This is a genomic window from bacterium, from assembly GCA_016703265.1.
Lineage (GTDB): Bacteria > Krumholzibacteriota > Krumholzibacteriia > LZORAL124-64-63 > LZORAL124-64-63 > CAINDZ01.
Window position 1 is genome coordinate 651,244 of sequence record JADJCK010000001.1, and the last position, 14,455, is coordinate 665,698.

General features: G+C 69.6%; 11 protein-coding genes and 1 riboswitch. All 11 genes read right to left on the reverse strand.

The genetic code is table 11. From position 1 onward, the window contains the following. Positions 1 to 2: 2 nt before the first annotated feature. Positions 3 to 2,492, reverse strand: a complete 2,490-nt coding sequence (locus IPG61_02940; protein ID MBK6733047.1) for a DUF2723 domain-containing protein — start codon at positions 2,490 to 2,492, stop codon at positions 3 to 5. Positions 2,493 to 2,540: 48 nt separating this feature from the next. Then, positions 2,541 to 2,759: a DUF2723 domain-containing protein gene (locus tag IPG61_02945; GenBank protein ID MBK6733048.1), complete on the reverse strand. Its 219-nt coding sequence runs from the start codon at positions 2,757 to 2,759 to the stop codon at positions 2,541 to 2,543. A gap of 165 nt (positions 2,760 to 2,924) precedes the next feature. Next, a complete protein-coding gene (locus IPG61_02950) occupies positions 2,925 to 3,944 on the reverse strand; it encodes a flippase-like domain-containing protein (GenBank protein ID MBK6733049.1) in 1,020 nt (339 codons plus the stop codon). Then, positions 3,941 to 5,083, reverse strand: a complete 1,143-nt coding sequence (locus tag IPG61_02955; GenBank protein ID MBK6733050.1) for a glycosyltransferase family 4 protein — start codon at positions 5,081 to 5,083, stop codon at positions 3,941 to 3,943. The genes IPG61_02950 and IPG61_02955 overlap by 4 nt, the downstream gene beginning before the upstream one ends. Continuing rightward, positions 5,080 to 5,907: a class I SAM-dependent methyltransferase gene (locus IPG61_02960; protein ID MBK6733051.1), complete on the reverse strand. Its 828-nt coding sequence runs from the start codon at positions 5,905 to 5,907 to the stop codon at positions 5,080 to 5,082. The genes IPG61_02955 and IPG61_02960 overlap by 4 nt, the downstream gene beginning before the upstream one ends. Then, the gene (gene nusB, locus IPG61_02965) at positions 5,904 to 6,461 is read right to left on the reverse strand and encodes a transcription antitermination factor NusB (GenBank protein ID MBK6733052.1); all 558 of its coding nucleotides are present in this window, start codon (positions 6,459 to 6,461) and stop codon (positions 5,904 to 5,906) included. The genes IPG61_02960 and nusB overlap by 4 nt, the downstream gene beginning before the upstream one ends. A gap of 177 nt (positions 6,462 to 6,638) precedes the next feature. Continuing rightward, the gene (locus IPG61_02970; GenBank protein MBK6733053.1) at positions 6,639 to 7,112 is read right to left on the reverse strand and encodes a 6,7-dimethyl-8-ribityllumazine synthase; all 474 of its coding nucleotides are present in this window, start codon (positions 7,110 to 7,112) and stop codon (positions 6,639 to 6,641) included. A gap of 57 nt (positions 7,113 to 7,169) precedes the next feature. Further along, positions 7,170 to 8,417, reverse strand: a complete 1,248-nt coding sequence (locus tag IPG61_02975; protein ID MBK6733054.1) for a bifunctional 3,4-dihydroxy-2-butanone-4-phosphate synthase/GTP cyclohydrolase II — start codon at positions 8,415 to 8,417, stop codon at positions 7,170 to 7,172. Next, positions 8,414 to 10,312, reverse strand: coding sequence for a bifunctional diaminohydroxyphosphoribosylaminopyrimidine deaminase/5-amino-6-(5-phosphoribosylamino)uracil reductase RibD (gene ribD / locus IPG61_02980; protein ID MBK6733055.1), 1,899 nt, complete (start codon positions 10,310 to 10,312; stop codon positions 8,414 to 8,416). Before ribD ends, IPG61_02975 begins: the two co-directional genes overlap by 4 nt. 101 nt (positions 10,313 to 10,413) lie before the next feature. Further along, positions 10,414 to 10,546: riboswitch (FMN riboswitch) on the reverse strand. A 104-nt stretch (positions 10,547 to 10,650) separates the two neighbouring features. Beyond that, positions 10,651 to 11,985: a hypothetical protein gene (locus tag IPG61_02985; GenBank protein ID MBK6733056.1), complete on the reverse strand. Its 1,335-nt coding sequence runs from the start codon at positions 11,983 to 11,985 to the stop codon at positions 10,651 to 10,653. Then, positions 11,960 to 13,024, reverse strand: a complete 1,065-nt coding sequence (ftsY, locus tag IPG61_02990; GenBank protein ID MBK6733057.1) for a signal recognition particle-docking protein FtsY — start codon at positions 13,022 to 13,024, stop codon at positions 11,960 to 11,962. Before ftsY ends, IPG61_02985 begins: the two co-directional genes overlap by 26 nt. Positions 13,025 to 14,455 lie beyond the last annotated feature (1,431 nt).

Here is a 14,455-nt window from a genome sequence, read left to right on the forward strand (position 1 = left end):
GCTCAGCGGCCAAGAGCTTCCTCCACCTGCTGCTTGATCTGTTCCTGCTCCCGCGTGCCGGACTGCTTGCGCATTTCCTCGATGCCGCGGGCCATGTCGGCGTCCTGTTCGCCGCTCTGCTTCTGCCAGGCTTCCATGACCGCGCGCGCCTGTGCCACGTCGCCCACGGCCTGGTGCACACTGAACAGCACCTGGTAATAGAACTTCCGTTCGGGCTGGGCCGACAGGCGCTCGGCAAGCCACTGCACGGCCAACTCGGGGACGCCGCCGCGGACGAAGCCGCGGATACTGTTGAAGACCGTGCGCTCCTCCATCTCGACCGGCACGTTGCCCTGCAACGAGCCGAGGAACGTCTTGGCCTCGTCGTCGCGATAGGCCTGCACGAGCAGCAGCGGGAAGAACTCCAGCGCCTGGTCGTTGAACGGCGCAATCGCGAGGCTGGCCCGGAATGCCGCCAGGGCACTGGCGAGCAGGTCCTTGTAGCGGGCCTGGTCGGTGGCGGCGGCCTCGGTCGCCTGCAGGTAGAACTCGTAACCGGCGCGATTGAGCGCCGCCGGGTAGTTGCCCAGCAGGAACGTGGCGTTGGGCACCCGGTACTGGTCCGTGCGCGGGCGGCCGATCATGCGTGCCAGCGAGTCGAGGTCGCTGGCACGCAGTTCACGGGAAGACTGGCCCAGGCCGCGGCGCGGGCCGTCGGTCGAAAGCCCGGCCATTGCGCGGTAGACGCTGTTGCGCGCGGCATCGTCGGTCTGCATGACCGAGCCCAGCTTGTAGACGCCCAGCATGTTCTGCAGCACCGCCTGCGGATCGGTCACCGGCAGGTTGTCCGGTCCGGCCTTGTCGAGCAGGCGGTAGGTCATGCCCTCCATCTGCAGGTTCGGGTAGTAGCGCTGCATGTTCTCCTGCGGGATAGTCACCGCGAAGAACAGTTGCCGCCCCTTCTCGCCCTGGTTGGCCGTGACGATGTCGTGCAGGACATAGTCCTTGATCATGATGAACTGCCGCTCACCCGTCTTCGGGTCCTCGTAGAGCCGGTGCCGCAGGGCGTCGATCTCGGCGTCGCTCCGCTGCATGGCCAGCGGATTCTCCGGCGAGTGCTTCAACTGCTTGATGTACCACGGCAGGTTGATCAGCGACAGGTTCACGACGGTGACGTCGCGCCGGAATTTCTCGACTTCCTGCAGGTACCAGATCGGGAACGTGTCGTTGTCCCCGTTCGTGAACAGGATGCCGTTCTGGTCGCAGCCGGCGAGGATGTTCCAGGCGTACTCGTAGGCGATGCGGTTGTTGGTGTTGTCGTGCTCGAAGTACTTCGTGCTGCCGGGCATGAGAGGCAGCAGAGGCAGCAGGACCAGCACGCCCGCGGCCGCCAGCACGGCCGGCTTCAGCTTCACCGGCTTGGCCGGCGCGCGCCAGTCGCCTCCGGTCGCCTCCACTTCGGCGGCCGACTTGCCCTCGGCGCCGGCCAGGTAGCGCAGGAGCGCCGAGACGCCGAGTCCGATGAACACGGCCGCGAACATGAACGCCGCGAAGTAGAAGTAGTCGCGTTCGCGCACTTCGTGGTTGGTGAAGTTCAGGTACAGGGTCAGGATCTCGCCGTTGATCAGGTAGCCGATCAGCGGCACGAAGATGAGCGGACGCAGGCGCCGCAGGCCCTGCATCACGCCGACCAGGGCCAGGAAGATGGGTCCCACGATGGTCGAGATGGTCGTCAGCAGCCCGCTGCCGGTGCCCAGGAAATAGAACTGCTCGAACAGGAACCGGTAGTAGTAGCCGAACTGCCAGCCCAGCGGCGCCTGGCGCGTGAACGGGTTGAGCGGCGGGTACTGTTCGCGCCGGATCACCGACATCAGGGTCTTGAAGTCCTCGGGCGCCGTCTGGTTGATGAACGGCTCCGGGCTGGCGCCGGCGCGGATCATCATGATCGCATGCACGGTCAAGCCCAGGAAGAACAGTGCGCTGCCGTACAGCGCGAACCGGTGGCCGGTGGCGGCGCGCACCCCGACCAGCGCCAGGTAGCCGATGAGCATGACGACCAGGAGCCCGTTGTTGTGCAGCGTGGTCGAGAGCAGGAAGAGCGCCAGGCCGCCGCTCATCAGCAGCAGGTCCACCATTGCCAGCTTGCGGCGCGAGGCCAGGACCAGCAGCACGAAGATGCCAGGATACACCAGCAGCGTCCCGAGGTGGAACCCCACGCCCAGGCCCAGCAGGTAGATCATCAACAGCAGCAGCATGTCGCTGCCCGCGCGCTGTCGCTCGTCGTACCAGCGCACGGCCAGCCAGGCCAGCAGGGCCAGCATGAAGGCCCCCAGGCCGTACACCTCCGCCTCGATGGCGTTGCTCCAGAATGTCTCGGAGAAGGCCAGGAACAACGCCCCGGCCACGCCGCCTACGTGCGCCAGCCAGCCCGAATCGGGGTCGGCGCGCCTCGCCAGTTCCCAGATCAGCAGGTAGATGAAGGTGACGGCCAGCGCGCTGAAGAACGCCGACATGAAGTTGACGGCCCACGCGGTCCGGTACGAGGCCTGGGTGATGTCGGGCTAGCCGCTGAGCAGCACGTCGAAGACGCGGCCCATCAGCACGTAGAGCGGCGTACCCGGCTGGTGCGGCACGCCCACGATGTGCGCTGTGGTGATGAACTCGCCGGCATCCCAGAACGGGGTCGTCGTATTGAGGGTCGCGCTGTAGACGGCCAGGGTCAGCACGAACACGCCGGCGGCGATCAGGACCTGCGGCCGACGGAGCCAGTTTGCGGTCACGTTGTCACCTTCGTCAGGGGGCCGGGCCGCACGGCGGCCGCATCAAACTCGCATTCGGGATGGGTCGCGCCCGCCTTGGGCGCGCCGGGCGGCGGCCGATCGGCCGCCGGTATTCACACGCAAACCAAGCTAGCACAGGCAACTGGGGCGAACAACCGGGGTTCCTCAGGGTTCCCGTTCAGTGCCTGAAACCGGGACCGGTGGGGCACCGGGACCCGCCGGCGCGGGCCGCCGATGACGCCACAACATGAGGCCACCGACCAGGCTGTAGGCCACCTGCACCAGGTAGGCCGCCAGTTCCATCGCCACGGCCTGCGGCGCCGCCAGGCCCGCCCAGGTGAGCAGGCTGGCCGACACCGATTCACGCAACCCTATACCGTTTATGGAGATAGGGAGCGTAAGACTGAGCGCGAGGAGCGGGATCAGCACGAGCAACTGCAGGGACGCAGCCAGGTCCAGTTCCAGACCCAGCCCCCGGGCCGCCGCCAGGTGGGTCAACAGGCGCAGCAGCTGGATGCCCACGCTCAGGCCGAAGACCCCGTTGAGCCAGGCGACGCGCGGGCGCAACCGGTGCAGGTCGCCCGCGAACTGGGTCAGTGGGCCCGCGAACCGGCCGAGGCCCACGCGGACAGCCATCTGGACGAGCAGGGCGCCGAGTCGTCGTGAGAGCAGCGCCGCCATGGCTGCGAACAGGAGCACACCCACCGGCAGCAGGGCCAGGGACACGGGCGGCAAGGGGATCGCCATGGCACCGGCCACGCCCATGGCCGCGCAGGCCAGCAGGGTCAATGCAGCCAGCCCGATCAGGCGATCCAGCAGCGTGGCGCCGAGCACTCCCGCACGGCGGCCGTCGCGCGCGCCGAGGTCGAGGATCTTCCAGGCGTCGCCGCCGATATTGGCGGGCAGGAAATTGTTGAAGAACAGACCGATGTGGTAGAGCCGGCTGATCTCGGCCCAGGTGGCCCGGATGCCGACCCCGCGCAGGATGAGGGCCCATTGCCAGGCGCCGAGCACGGCCGAGACGGCGTAGATCGCGAACGACAGCAGGAGCCAGCCCCAGCGCGGGCTGTGCAGGGCCGCCTCCACCTCGCGCAACGGCAGCTTCGTCAGCAGGAACGCGACCAGTACCAGGGTGCCGAAGACCTTCAGCCCCAGCAGCAGCCGGCTCCGCGTCGCGGCCGTCACCGCGCGTCCCCGGAACCCGGCTGGGCGCCGGCCGCAGCGGCGCGGCGGAACAGCGCCAGTGACTCGTCCACGCAGCGGTCCCAGTTGAAACTGCCGGCCCACACCCGCGCGCTGGCCGCCATGCGCTCAAGGTAGGCACTGTCGCGCAGCAGCAGCAGTGCGTGCGCGGCCATCGCCTGGGCGTCGCCGTAGGGCACGAGCACGCCGGTCTCGCCGTCGCGCACCGAGTCGCGCAGGCCGGGCGCATCGCTGGCCACCACCGGCAACCCGCACTGGTTGGCCTCGACCACGGTCAGCCCCCAGCCCTCCTTGGGACTCGGGTTCAGGAACACGTGGCAGCGGTGCAGCGAGTGCACCAGTTCGCCCCACGGCTGGAAGCCGCGGAACTCGATCTTCTCCGTGAGGCCCAGCTTGTTCGCCAGCCCGCGCAGGCGCTGCTCGTCGGGGCCGCGTCCCATGATCAGCAGGCGCGCCTCGGGCATTTCCTTCTGCACGATGTCGAAGGCGCGGATCGCCACGTCCAGGCTCTTGTAGCGGCGCAGCCGGCTCCAACTGACCAGCAGCGGCGTCGCGCTGCGCGGCGGCGGGTCGGCCAGCGTGAAGCGGCCATGATCCAGCCCGCAGAAGACGGTCGTCACGCGCGAAGGCTCCAGGCCCCGGGAAATCAGGTCGTCACGCGTCGAGGGACTGATCACCTCGAACTCGCAATGCCGATACACACGGGGGATCAGGCTCTCGGCCGCGTAGACGTAGGAGGCCACCAGGGGATTCGTCTCGCGGTAGACCGTGGTGCCGAACAGGTGCGGCACCACCGCCACCACCGGCACGCGGCCGGCATAGAGCGGCGTGAAGAACGGGACCTTGTTGATGTCCTCGACGATGAGGTCGTAACGGTTCCGCCGCAGCAGGCTGCGCATCAGCGGCGGCACGGCGAGGTTCGCCACGGTCCAATGCCCGCGACGATAGACCTCGACGCCGTCGATCTGCCCGCGAGGACCGCCGCCCGCATAATCGGCGCAGCAGAGATCGACCTGCCAGCCGCGCTTGACGGCGCCGGCCAGGATGTGGTGCAGGTGCTGCTCGGCGCCGCCGCTCATGGGGTCGCCGATATCCCGCCAGTTGACGGCCAGGATCCTCACGCGCCGCTCCCGCCCGCGACGGCCGCGGCCCCGCCGTACTTGCGTGCGATGATGCCGATGGTCGGCGTGGTGTACAGCGACAGCCGTCGCCGCGCGAACCACCGGCGCCAGGCTTCGCCCGCACGGGCCAGCGCCGGCAGCGGCTCGGGCCGCATGGGCAGCTTCACGCCGGTACGCGTCAGCAGGATCTTGCGCAGCGCGCGGTACCAGAGGCCGGGCACCATCCAGTCGCCGTAGCTTCGCGTGATGGTCGTGCCCTGTTCACGGGCAAGCTTCTCCAGCTGGTCGATGGTGAACTGCGTCTCCCAGCCGGCGAACCAGCGGTTGAGCGCGATGAGCACCTGCTTGCCGACGGTGTAGTAGTGGAACGTCTGCGGCACGTCGACCACGAGGTACCCGCCGGGCTTCAGCACGCGCACGTTCTCGCGCAGCAGGAAACCCGGTTCACGGAAGTGCTCGAGAAGGCCCTGGTGGAAGACGACGTCGAAGGCGCCGTCGGGAAACGGCATGCCCAGACCGTCGCCGCAGACAGCCGTGACGTCGGCGCGGGCCTGGGCAGCCGCCTTCTGGGTCAGTCCCAGCGAACCCTTCACGTAGTCGATGGTGACGACCGTCGCGCCGGCGGCGGCCAGCGCCACGGCATCGCGCCCGGTGCCCGCGCCGACTTCCAGGATGCGGCGGCCGCGCAGGCCGCCGGGCTCGCCGGCGAAGATGCCGGTGATCTCGCGCACCATGCGGCCGTCCGTCCCGTAGACATCATCCAGTTCGAGGCGGTCGGCCTGTTCCCAGAAGCGCTGCCAGTGGCCGGGGGTCGAAGCCCTCATGCGTCCTCTCCTGCGGGGTCGCCGGCGCCGCGCAGCGGCGTGTCGCCGAAGTCGGCATCCAACTCATGGTCGACGGCGGTCGACTCGTCGGCGTCGAGAGGCTCGTCGAACTGGTGACCCTCGGCGCCGGACGCGGACGCAACCTCCGGATAGACCTGGTGCGCCGCGCGATCCAGCACGCCGTTGACGAAGCCGACGGCGCCGTCCTCGCAATACCGGTGGGCCAGCTCGCAGGCTTCGTTGATGACGGCGCGGAAGGGCACCGTGGGGCTGTACTTGAGCTCGGTCAGGCCCAGGTAGAGAATGCACAGCTCGAGAGAGCCGAGACGCGACGGGTCCCAGCGCGCGCTGATGAGAGTCTTCAGCCAGCGCTCGGTGTCAGGGCGGTTGGTCTTGATCTTGAGGGCGAGGTCGCGTGCGAACACGGTCGTCTCGGGAGCGGATTCCCGGCGGAGCAGCTGGTCCTCCAGGACGACCAGCACATCGCCCCCGCCCATCAGCGAGGCGTAGAGCGACTGCAGGACGATCTCGCGGCCCTTTCTGCGTTTACCCACCGGTATTCTCCTGTCAAAGAACGACTCAATGTACGGTCTGCCCGGCCGGGCGGGAACCCGTCCCGGCCGGAATGCGCCGTCCAACGGGCCATGAGGCGCGAACCGCCCCGGAAGATAGCCCGCGCACCCCGAAATGACAATCAACAGCCGATCCCGGACCCGGGTTCCGCCGGGTCCCTAGCCCTTGTCGACGGCCGCCAGCAGGTCGATCATCTCGAGGGCCGTCAGCGCGGCGTCGAAGCCCTTGTTCCCGGCCTTGGTGCCCGAGCGCTCGAGCGCCTGGTCCAGGGTGTCGGCCGTCACGATACCGAAGGCCACGGGCACGCCGGTCTCCAGCGACACCTGGGCGATGCCCTTGGTCACCTCGCCGGCCACCAGCGCGAAGTGCGGGGTGTCGCCCTGGATGATGCAGCCCACGCAGATGATCGCCGCGTAGCGCCCGCTCGTCGCCAGCTTCTTGGCGGCCAGCGGGATCTCGAACCCGCCCGGCACCCAGGCGGTGTCGACCTGCTCGTCGGCCACGCCGTGGCGGCGCAGGCAGTCGAGCGCCCCGTCCAGCAGCTCGCTGGTGAAGAAGTCGTTGAAGCGGCTGGCCACGATCGCGATCCGCTTGCCGTGCGCGTCGAACTTGCCCTCGAAGTTGCGGCCCATCGTCCTCTCCTTGCCGGCGCGCCGGGGCGCGCCCGTTGGCGTTTGCCGATCCTATTCCTACAGGTGGTCGAGCAGGTGGCCCATGCGGGCCTTCTTCGTCTCCAGATACTTTGCGTTCTGCCGGCCGGGCACGACCTCCAGGGGCACACGCCCCGCCAGCTCGAGGCCGTAGCTCTCCAGGCCCACGATCTTGCGCGGGTTGTTCGTCATCAGCAGCATGCGACGCACGCCGAGGTCGCGCAGGATCTGCGCCCCCAGCCCGTACTCGCGCAGGTCGGGCGGGAAGCCCAGGCGCGCATTGGCTTCGACCGTGTCCGCGCCCTCGTCCTGCAGCCGGTAGGCCTTCATCTTGTTGATGAGCCCGATACCCCGCCCTTCCTGCCGCATGTAGAGGAAGACGCCGCGGCCGGCGATCTCCATCTGGCGCAGGGCGGCCTCCATCTGCTCGCCGCAGTCGCAACGCAGGCTGTGGAACAGGTCGCCGGTCATGCACTCGCTGTGCACGCGCACCAGCACCGGTTCCTCGGGCTTGATCTCGCCCTTGACGAGCGCGACGTGCGTGGCGCCGTCGATCAGCGTCGAATACGCCACCATGTGGAAGTCGCCGAAGCTGGTGGGCAGCGGCACCTCGGCCTCGCGCCGCACCAGCTTGTCGTGGTGGCGGCGCCAGCGGATCAGGTCGGCGATGGTGATCAGCTTCAGCCCGTGCTCGGCCGCGATCTCGCGCAGCCGGGGCAGGCGGGCCATCTCGCCGTCGTCATCCATGATCTCGCAGAGCAGGCCGGCGGGATACATCCCGGCGGCGCGGCAAAGATCCACCACGGCCTCGGTGTGGCCGGCGCGCTGCAGCACGCCGCCCGGCACGGCTTCCAGGGGGAAGATGTGGCCGGGCCGCGCCAGGTCGTCGGGCCGGGTCGCCGGGTCGATGAATACCTGCACCGTGCGGGCCCGGTCGGCGGCGCTGATGCCGGTCGAGATGCCGTGGGCGGCGTCGACGCTCACGGTGAAGCGCGTGCCGAGGGCTGCCGTGTTGCGCGTGACCATCGGATGCACGTCGAGCTGGCTCAACCGCTCGCCGGTGGCCGCCAGACAGACCAGCCCGCGGCCGTAGCGCGCGATGAAATTGACGACCTGCGGCGTCACCTTCTCGGCGGCGACGATGAAGTCACCCTCGTTCTCGCGCTCCTCGTCATCGACAACGACGATGATCTCGCCGCGCCTGAGCGCTTCCAGTGCGGAGTCGATGGTGTCGATGTCCGCTGCGGCCTTGCCGCTCCGCGAACCCGGGTCGTGCTCGGTGGTCATGGGCGATCCTTCCGCCGCGCGGCGCCGAAGCCCAGCGCGCGCAGGCGTTCGAGTGTGAGCGGCGCCGGCACCTGCGCGGCCCCGGTACGGTCGTACGCCGGCCGACCCGCACCGCGGGCAGCCTTGACCAGCACATCCATCTCGAGGTTTACGCTCGCGCCGACCGCGAGTGTGCCGAGGTTCGTGACCGCCATCGTGTGCGGGATCAGGTTGATCGTGAAGCGATCGAGGAACGGTCCCTCGTCGACGGTCAGGCTGACGCCGTCGACGGCCACCGATCCCTTGGGAGTCAGGTTGGCCGCGAGCGCACCCGGCAACGTCACGGTCACGAGTCGCCCGCCGCCACGGGCCTGCCTGACGGCGGTGACCTTGCCGGTGCCGTCGATGTGGCCCTGGACATAGTGCCCGTCGAGCCCGTCGCCCGCACGCAGCGCCGGCTCCAGATGCAGGCGCCGCCCGGCGCGCCACAGCCCGAGCGTGGTCAGGCGCCTCGTCTCGGCCGCGGCTTCCACACTGAACACGCCGGGCCGCTTGGCGGTCACCGTCAGGCAGATGCCGTCGACGGCCACGCTGTCCCCCACCGACACCACCGCTGCCGTGCCCGGCGCGGCGATCGCCAGCCGCAGCACATCGCCGCTTGGCGACAAGCCCCGCAGCACGCCGATCTCGCGAATGATGCCGGTGAACATCGTGGCCTCCCCTGTCGCGCCCGGGCGACACATGATCCCGTCGCGCCTCCAGCGCGACACCTGGTCCAGTCTTGCCGCAAACGGCAGCCTGTCGTGCACGAGCATCGCGTCGGGGCCCACGGCCTCGCACCGCGTCAGGGTGAACGCCGCCGCACCGGGCGCCGCACCGGCCGGCCAGGCGACGCCGTCGCCGAGGACGACCGGCGCCACGAACTGCCGCCAGCGGTCGACGACCCCCGCCGCAAGCAGCGCGGAGGAGAGGGCCGGCCCGCCCTCGAACAGGAGAGTGCAGAGCCCGCGCGCGTGGAGCGCCGCGAGCGCCGCGTGCAGGTCCAGTCGTCCGCCCTGCTCGCGACAGTAGACGACTTCGCCCCCGGCGGCGGCGACCGCCTCCAGGTTCGGCGAGCGCCGCGCATTCTCGCCGGCCACGACGAGGAACGGCGCCCGCCCGAGGCCCCCGCTCCAACTCAGGTCGGTATCCAGGCACACGGCCACCGGCTCGGCCGCGGGCACGCCTTCGCGGCCGTCGGCCAGCCGGCCGTCGAGTCGCGGGCGGTCGGCGCGCGCCGTGCCCTCGCCGATGACCACGGCATCGGACCAGCGACGCCGCACGTGCACCAGGCAGCGCGCCGCTTCGGACGTCAGGTAGTAGGGCCCCGATTCGCGACGGCGCGCCGACGGCGGCGCGAAGCGGCCGTCGAGCGACACGGCCGACTTCAATTCGACGAACGGGCGCTGGAATCCCTCCGTCACCGCGAACGGCCACACCAGCTCGAGCGCCGCGGCGGCACCGACGCCGATGCTGACCACCAGCCCGCGTTCGCGCAGGAACCGGCAGCCGCCGCCCTTCACCTGCGGATTGGGATCGCGCATGGCCACGACGACGCGCGTCACGCCGGACTCGGCCACCGCGGGCGCGCAGGGCGGCGTGCGCCCGGTGTGGTTGCAGGGTTCGAGCGTGACGTAGAGCGTGGCGCCGCTGGCCAGAGCGCCGGCTTCGGCCAGGGCCAGGGTCTCGGCGTGCGGGGTGCCCGCGCCGTGGTGCGCGCCGCGGCCGACGATGCGGCCGTCGCGGACGACTACGGCGCCGACCGGCGGGTTGGGCCACGGACGCGACGGCGTCGAGGCCGCCAGGCGCAGGGCCTCGGCCATGAAGACCGCATCGGCGTCAGGGCCGTCAGGAACGTACAGGGGTCCGCGCTCCACGGTCATTCCGATCCCGGGGCTCGGCTGGCTGGGAGGCAGGCGCGGGGAAGCGCTGCCGCAGACACGCCCGGGCAAAACGGACGCGCGGCACCGCTTCGAACCGCCAACTTCTCCCATCCAGACTTTAACTGTCGGCCCCGGAGTTTCACCGGATCAGCCCTGGGGGCGCAAGGCTCCCAGGGGTCGCGGGCTTTCACCGCCGGTGGGGAATTACACCCCGCCCCGAAGTTGAGGCTCGCGGCCGGCAAGAAGGCCGGCCGTTGAGAATGTCAGGCCAAAAAGTAGATCCGGAGGGCGCCGGCGTCAAGCCGCGCGGCAGGCGCCGCCCAGCCACCTTGTCAGCGCTCCTTGCGGCCCTTGGCGAAGCGCGGCGCCGGCACGGGCAGCCCGGCCGCCTCCAGGCGGTGCCACGCCCCGGCATAGAACTCCTCGGCCGGAAGGCGCGAATAGCCAAGGCGGATGTCGTAGACCGGTTCGCCCATCACGAAGCGCCAGTGGTTGAGCACCGTCGGCACGGCGGCCCCTGTCTCGTACTGGATGAGCCGGCGGTGCGAACTGCTGAGGCTCAGGATCGGGTCGTTGCGCTTGGCGGCGAAGTGGATCAGGTCGAAGATGCGCTCGTCGCTCACCAGGGGCTTGTCGTCGAGGTCGAGGAAGCGGTCCTGGAGCCGTCCGGCCAACAGCGTGTCGTAGCCGCCCCAGGTCAGGTCCAGCAGGTACTTGTCGTAGGTGTCGATGCCATCCATCAGGAAGGCGCCCAGCAGGGCGTCGTAGCCGTAGCTGGCGGCCACCCAGATGAGCGCCAGGTCGTCGCAGACGCCGTCGCCGAGCCGGCGGCGGAAGTAGACCTGGTCGTGCTCCGGGAAACTGTAGGCGCCGTTCGGGTCGCGGCAGATGATCCCGAAATCGCGCAGCTCGCGCAATTGGTCCTCTTCGAGCACCGTGGCGCCGGGATCCTCCAGGCCGCACAACTCGAACTTCTCGCGGTCGACGATGACGATCTCGCCGCCGCCCACACTGAACGGGTGGCCGCCGAACGTGCGCTTGTGCTGCATCATCGCCGTGCGGCGGTGCTGCCAGTCGTCCATGAACCCGGCGAGGATCATGCCCGTACAGAAGGCGCGCGTGTCCACCTCGTGGCCGGCCAGGAAGTCGATGCCCAGTGGCGGCCCGCCGTCCACATCCAGCGTCAGCCGGGGCCGGTCGGCGTTGGCGAGCAGCCACTGGCCGAACCGGGTGACCAGGGCGCCGCGCCGCTCGCGCACCTGCGTGCCGCGCAGGTTCGGGTCGATGCGCTCGAGCACCGACAGCACGCGCTCGAACGTGGCGTCGGGAAAACGCAGCGAGACGCCGAACTCGTCGGTGAACCAGCCGTGCCCGTTCTGGGCCCGGCCGACCACCGACTGCGGCAGCAGGTCACCCAGCACGCGGGGTCCGGCGGCGAAGCGCTGGCAGAGCAGGAAATCGTAGTCGAGGGCGGTGAGGCGTTCGAAGATCTCGCGGTCGCGGCGCACATCCAGCACGCGCGACGTGGGTCCGCGCTCGCGCCGCCTGTCACCTTCGCGGTCGCGGCTGTCCCAGCGTTCGGGGTTGCGGCCGGCGGCGCGGTCCAGCAGCTCGTCCAGCTTGCGCAGCCGGCCGGCGCCCTTACCTCGCGGTCGGCGCATCTTCATCCCGCAGTGCTTCGGCGGCGCCGTCGCCCGACCAGTCGGCAAACAGGGCCTCGACAAAGACCTGCGGATCGAACGCAGCCAGGTCATCGACCTTCTCGCCCATGCCCACCCACTTCACCGGCAGTCCCAGGGTCTCGGCGATGGCCACGACGATCCCGCCCTTCGCGGTACCGTCCAGCTTGGTGAGGACCAGGCCGTCGACGGGGATGGTCTCGGCGAACACCCGCGCCTGCTGCAGGCCGTTCTGCCCCGTGTTGGCATCGACCACGAGCAGGGTCTCGGGGTCGCGCCCCGTCTTGCGGCGAATGACCCGCGCCACCTTGCCGAGCTCATCCATGAGATTGGTCTTCGTGTGCAGGCGCCCGGCGGTGTCGATAATGACGATGTCCGTCCCGCGCGCCTCGGCGGCGCTCAGGGCATCGTAGGCCACCGCGGCCGGGTCGGCATTCTGGCCCTGGCGGATGCACTCGACGCCCACGCGCCCGGCCCAGACCGTCAACTGCTCGACGGCCGCGGCGCGGAACGTGTCGCCGGCGGCGAGCAGCACCGAATGGCCTTCGGCCTTCAGGCGATGCGCCAGCTTGGCGATGGTCGTGGTCTTGCCCGTCCCGTTGACGCCGACCACGAAGATGACCCGCGGCCCCGCCTTCGCCGGCACGGGCGCCGCCTCGGGAACGTCGACGGCCTTGCCGGTGTTCTTCTTCTTTCCCTTCGGCGCGTCGGCTGCGTCGTCCCAGCTGACCGGGCGCAGGCGCGGCTTGGCGCTCGTCAGGATCTCCAGGACGTCGGCCCGGATGACCTCGAGCACCGAGCCCAGCGTGGCCTCGCCGCCCTCCTCCTTCAGCCGCTTCTCGATGTTGCGCGTGATGGCCACCGACGAGGCCACACCCATGTCCGCACTGATCAGGAGCTCCTCGATGCGGTCGAGCGTGTCCTGGTCCAGGCGCACGCGCGTGCCGAAGATGCTCTGCAGCTTTCCCACGACGCCGTCGCGGGTCTTCTTCAGGCCGCTGCGGAAGCGGTCCAGGACTCCCTTGATCACTCGCTGGCCTCCATCCGGCGCGAGGGGTCGTCGTCGGCGTCGGGTCCGGCCCCGGCGAGCCCGTCGGTGTCTTCACCGGCTCCAGATCATCGACAACGTCCTGGGCCGTGTCGATAGCCACCGCCACATCGGCTGCCGCCAGCGCCGCCTCGGCGGCCGCTTCGGCGGCCTCGGCCGCGGCGATCGTGTCGAGCAGCGCCTGGCCACGCGCGGCCTGCGCCGAGTCGTCAACCTCGCGACGCTTCCGCGCGATGGCGCCACCCAGTTCCTGGTCGCTCTGCGTCATCGCCACGTCGTGGAAGCTGACCGAGACGATCGAGCTGCAGCCGGGCTCCATCATCGTCACGCCGTACAGGTGGTTCGCCGTCTCCATCGACAGCTTGTTGTGCGTGATGATCAGGAACTGCGTGCTGCGGCTGAACTCGCGCAGCATGTTGACGAAACGGCCGATGTTCGCGTCATCGAGCGGCGCGTCGGCCTCGTCGAGCATGCAGAACGGCGACGGCTTGACCAGGTACACCGCGAACAGCAGCGACAACGCGGTCAGGCAGCGCTCGCCGCCCGAGAGCAGCGACACCGTGTCGATGACCTTGCCCGTGGGCTGCGCCGTGATGAGGATGTTGCTCTCCAGCGGGTCATCGGTCTTCTGCAGCTGCAGGTCGCAACGGCCGCCCTTGAACAGCGTCTCGAATACGGCGATGTAGTTGCGCCGCACTTCCTCGAACGTGTGCACGAACCGCTTGCGGGCCGTGCGGTTGATCTCGCTGATGGCCTTGGTCAGGTCGTCGCGGGCCTTCTCGACGTCGTCGCGCTGCTTCTCGAGGAAATCGAGCCGTTCCTTCTTGGTGTCGTATTCCTCGAGCGCGAGGTGGTTGATCGGGCCCAGTTCGGCCAGCTTCTTCCGCCGGTCCTCGAGCAGTTCCTCGGCCTGGGCGATCTGGAAGACGCCTTCGTCGATCTGCAGCTCGGACGGCAGGTGCTCCGGCACCACAGAGGCCACCAGTTCGCGGAACGAACCCTTCCACTGCTCCTCGACGCGCTCCTCGAGGTTGTTGCGGCGCACGTCCAGCGTGGCCAGTTCGGTCTCGAGGCTGTGCGCCTGCTCGCGGAAACCGCCGCGCTGCTTCTCGATCTCCTGCACGCGGCGGTTCCACACCGCGGTCTCCTCGTGCAGGGCGTTGATGCCGTCGGCCGCGGCCCGGACCACCGAACGACGGCGCTCGCGTTCGTCCATGGCGCGCGCAAGGATGTCGCGCTTGGTGACCAGCTCCTCGCTGAGCGACTCGCGCGTCAGCTTGCCGGCCTCGATCTCCTCCGAGAGCCGCTCGCGCCGGGCGAACAGCTCGGCGATGCTCTCGCGCAAGTGCGCCAGCGCCGTCTCGGTCTCGCGCTCACGGCTCTCGCGCCGCTGCTGCCCCATGCGCTGTT

Coding starts and splice junctions, on each gene's coding strand:
- IPG61_02940 (MBK6733047.1), bottom strand. CDS start 2,492: ATGTCGGCGTTCTTCAGCGCGCTGGCCGTCACCTTCATCTACCTGCTG.
- IPG61_02985 (MBK6733056.1), bottom strand. CDS start 11,985: ATGAAGATGCGCCGACCGCGAGGTAAGGGCGCCGGCCGGCTGCGCAAG.
- IPG61_02975 (MBK6733054.1), bottom strand. CDS start 8,417: ATGACCACCGAGCACGACCCGGGTTCGCGGAGCGGCAAGGCCGCAGCG.
- IPG61_02960 (MBK6733051.1), bottom strand. CDS start 5,907: ATGAGGGCTTCGACCCCCGGCCACTGGCAGCGCTTCTGGGAACAGGCC.
- IPG61_02970 (MBK6733053.1), bottom strand. CDS start 7,112: ATGGGCCGCAACTTCGAGGGCAAGTTCGACGCGCACGGCAAGCGGATC.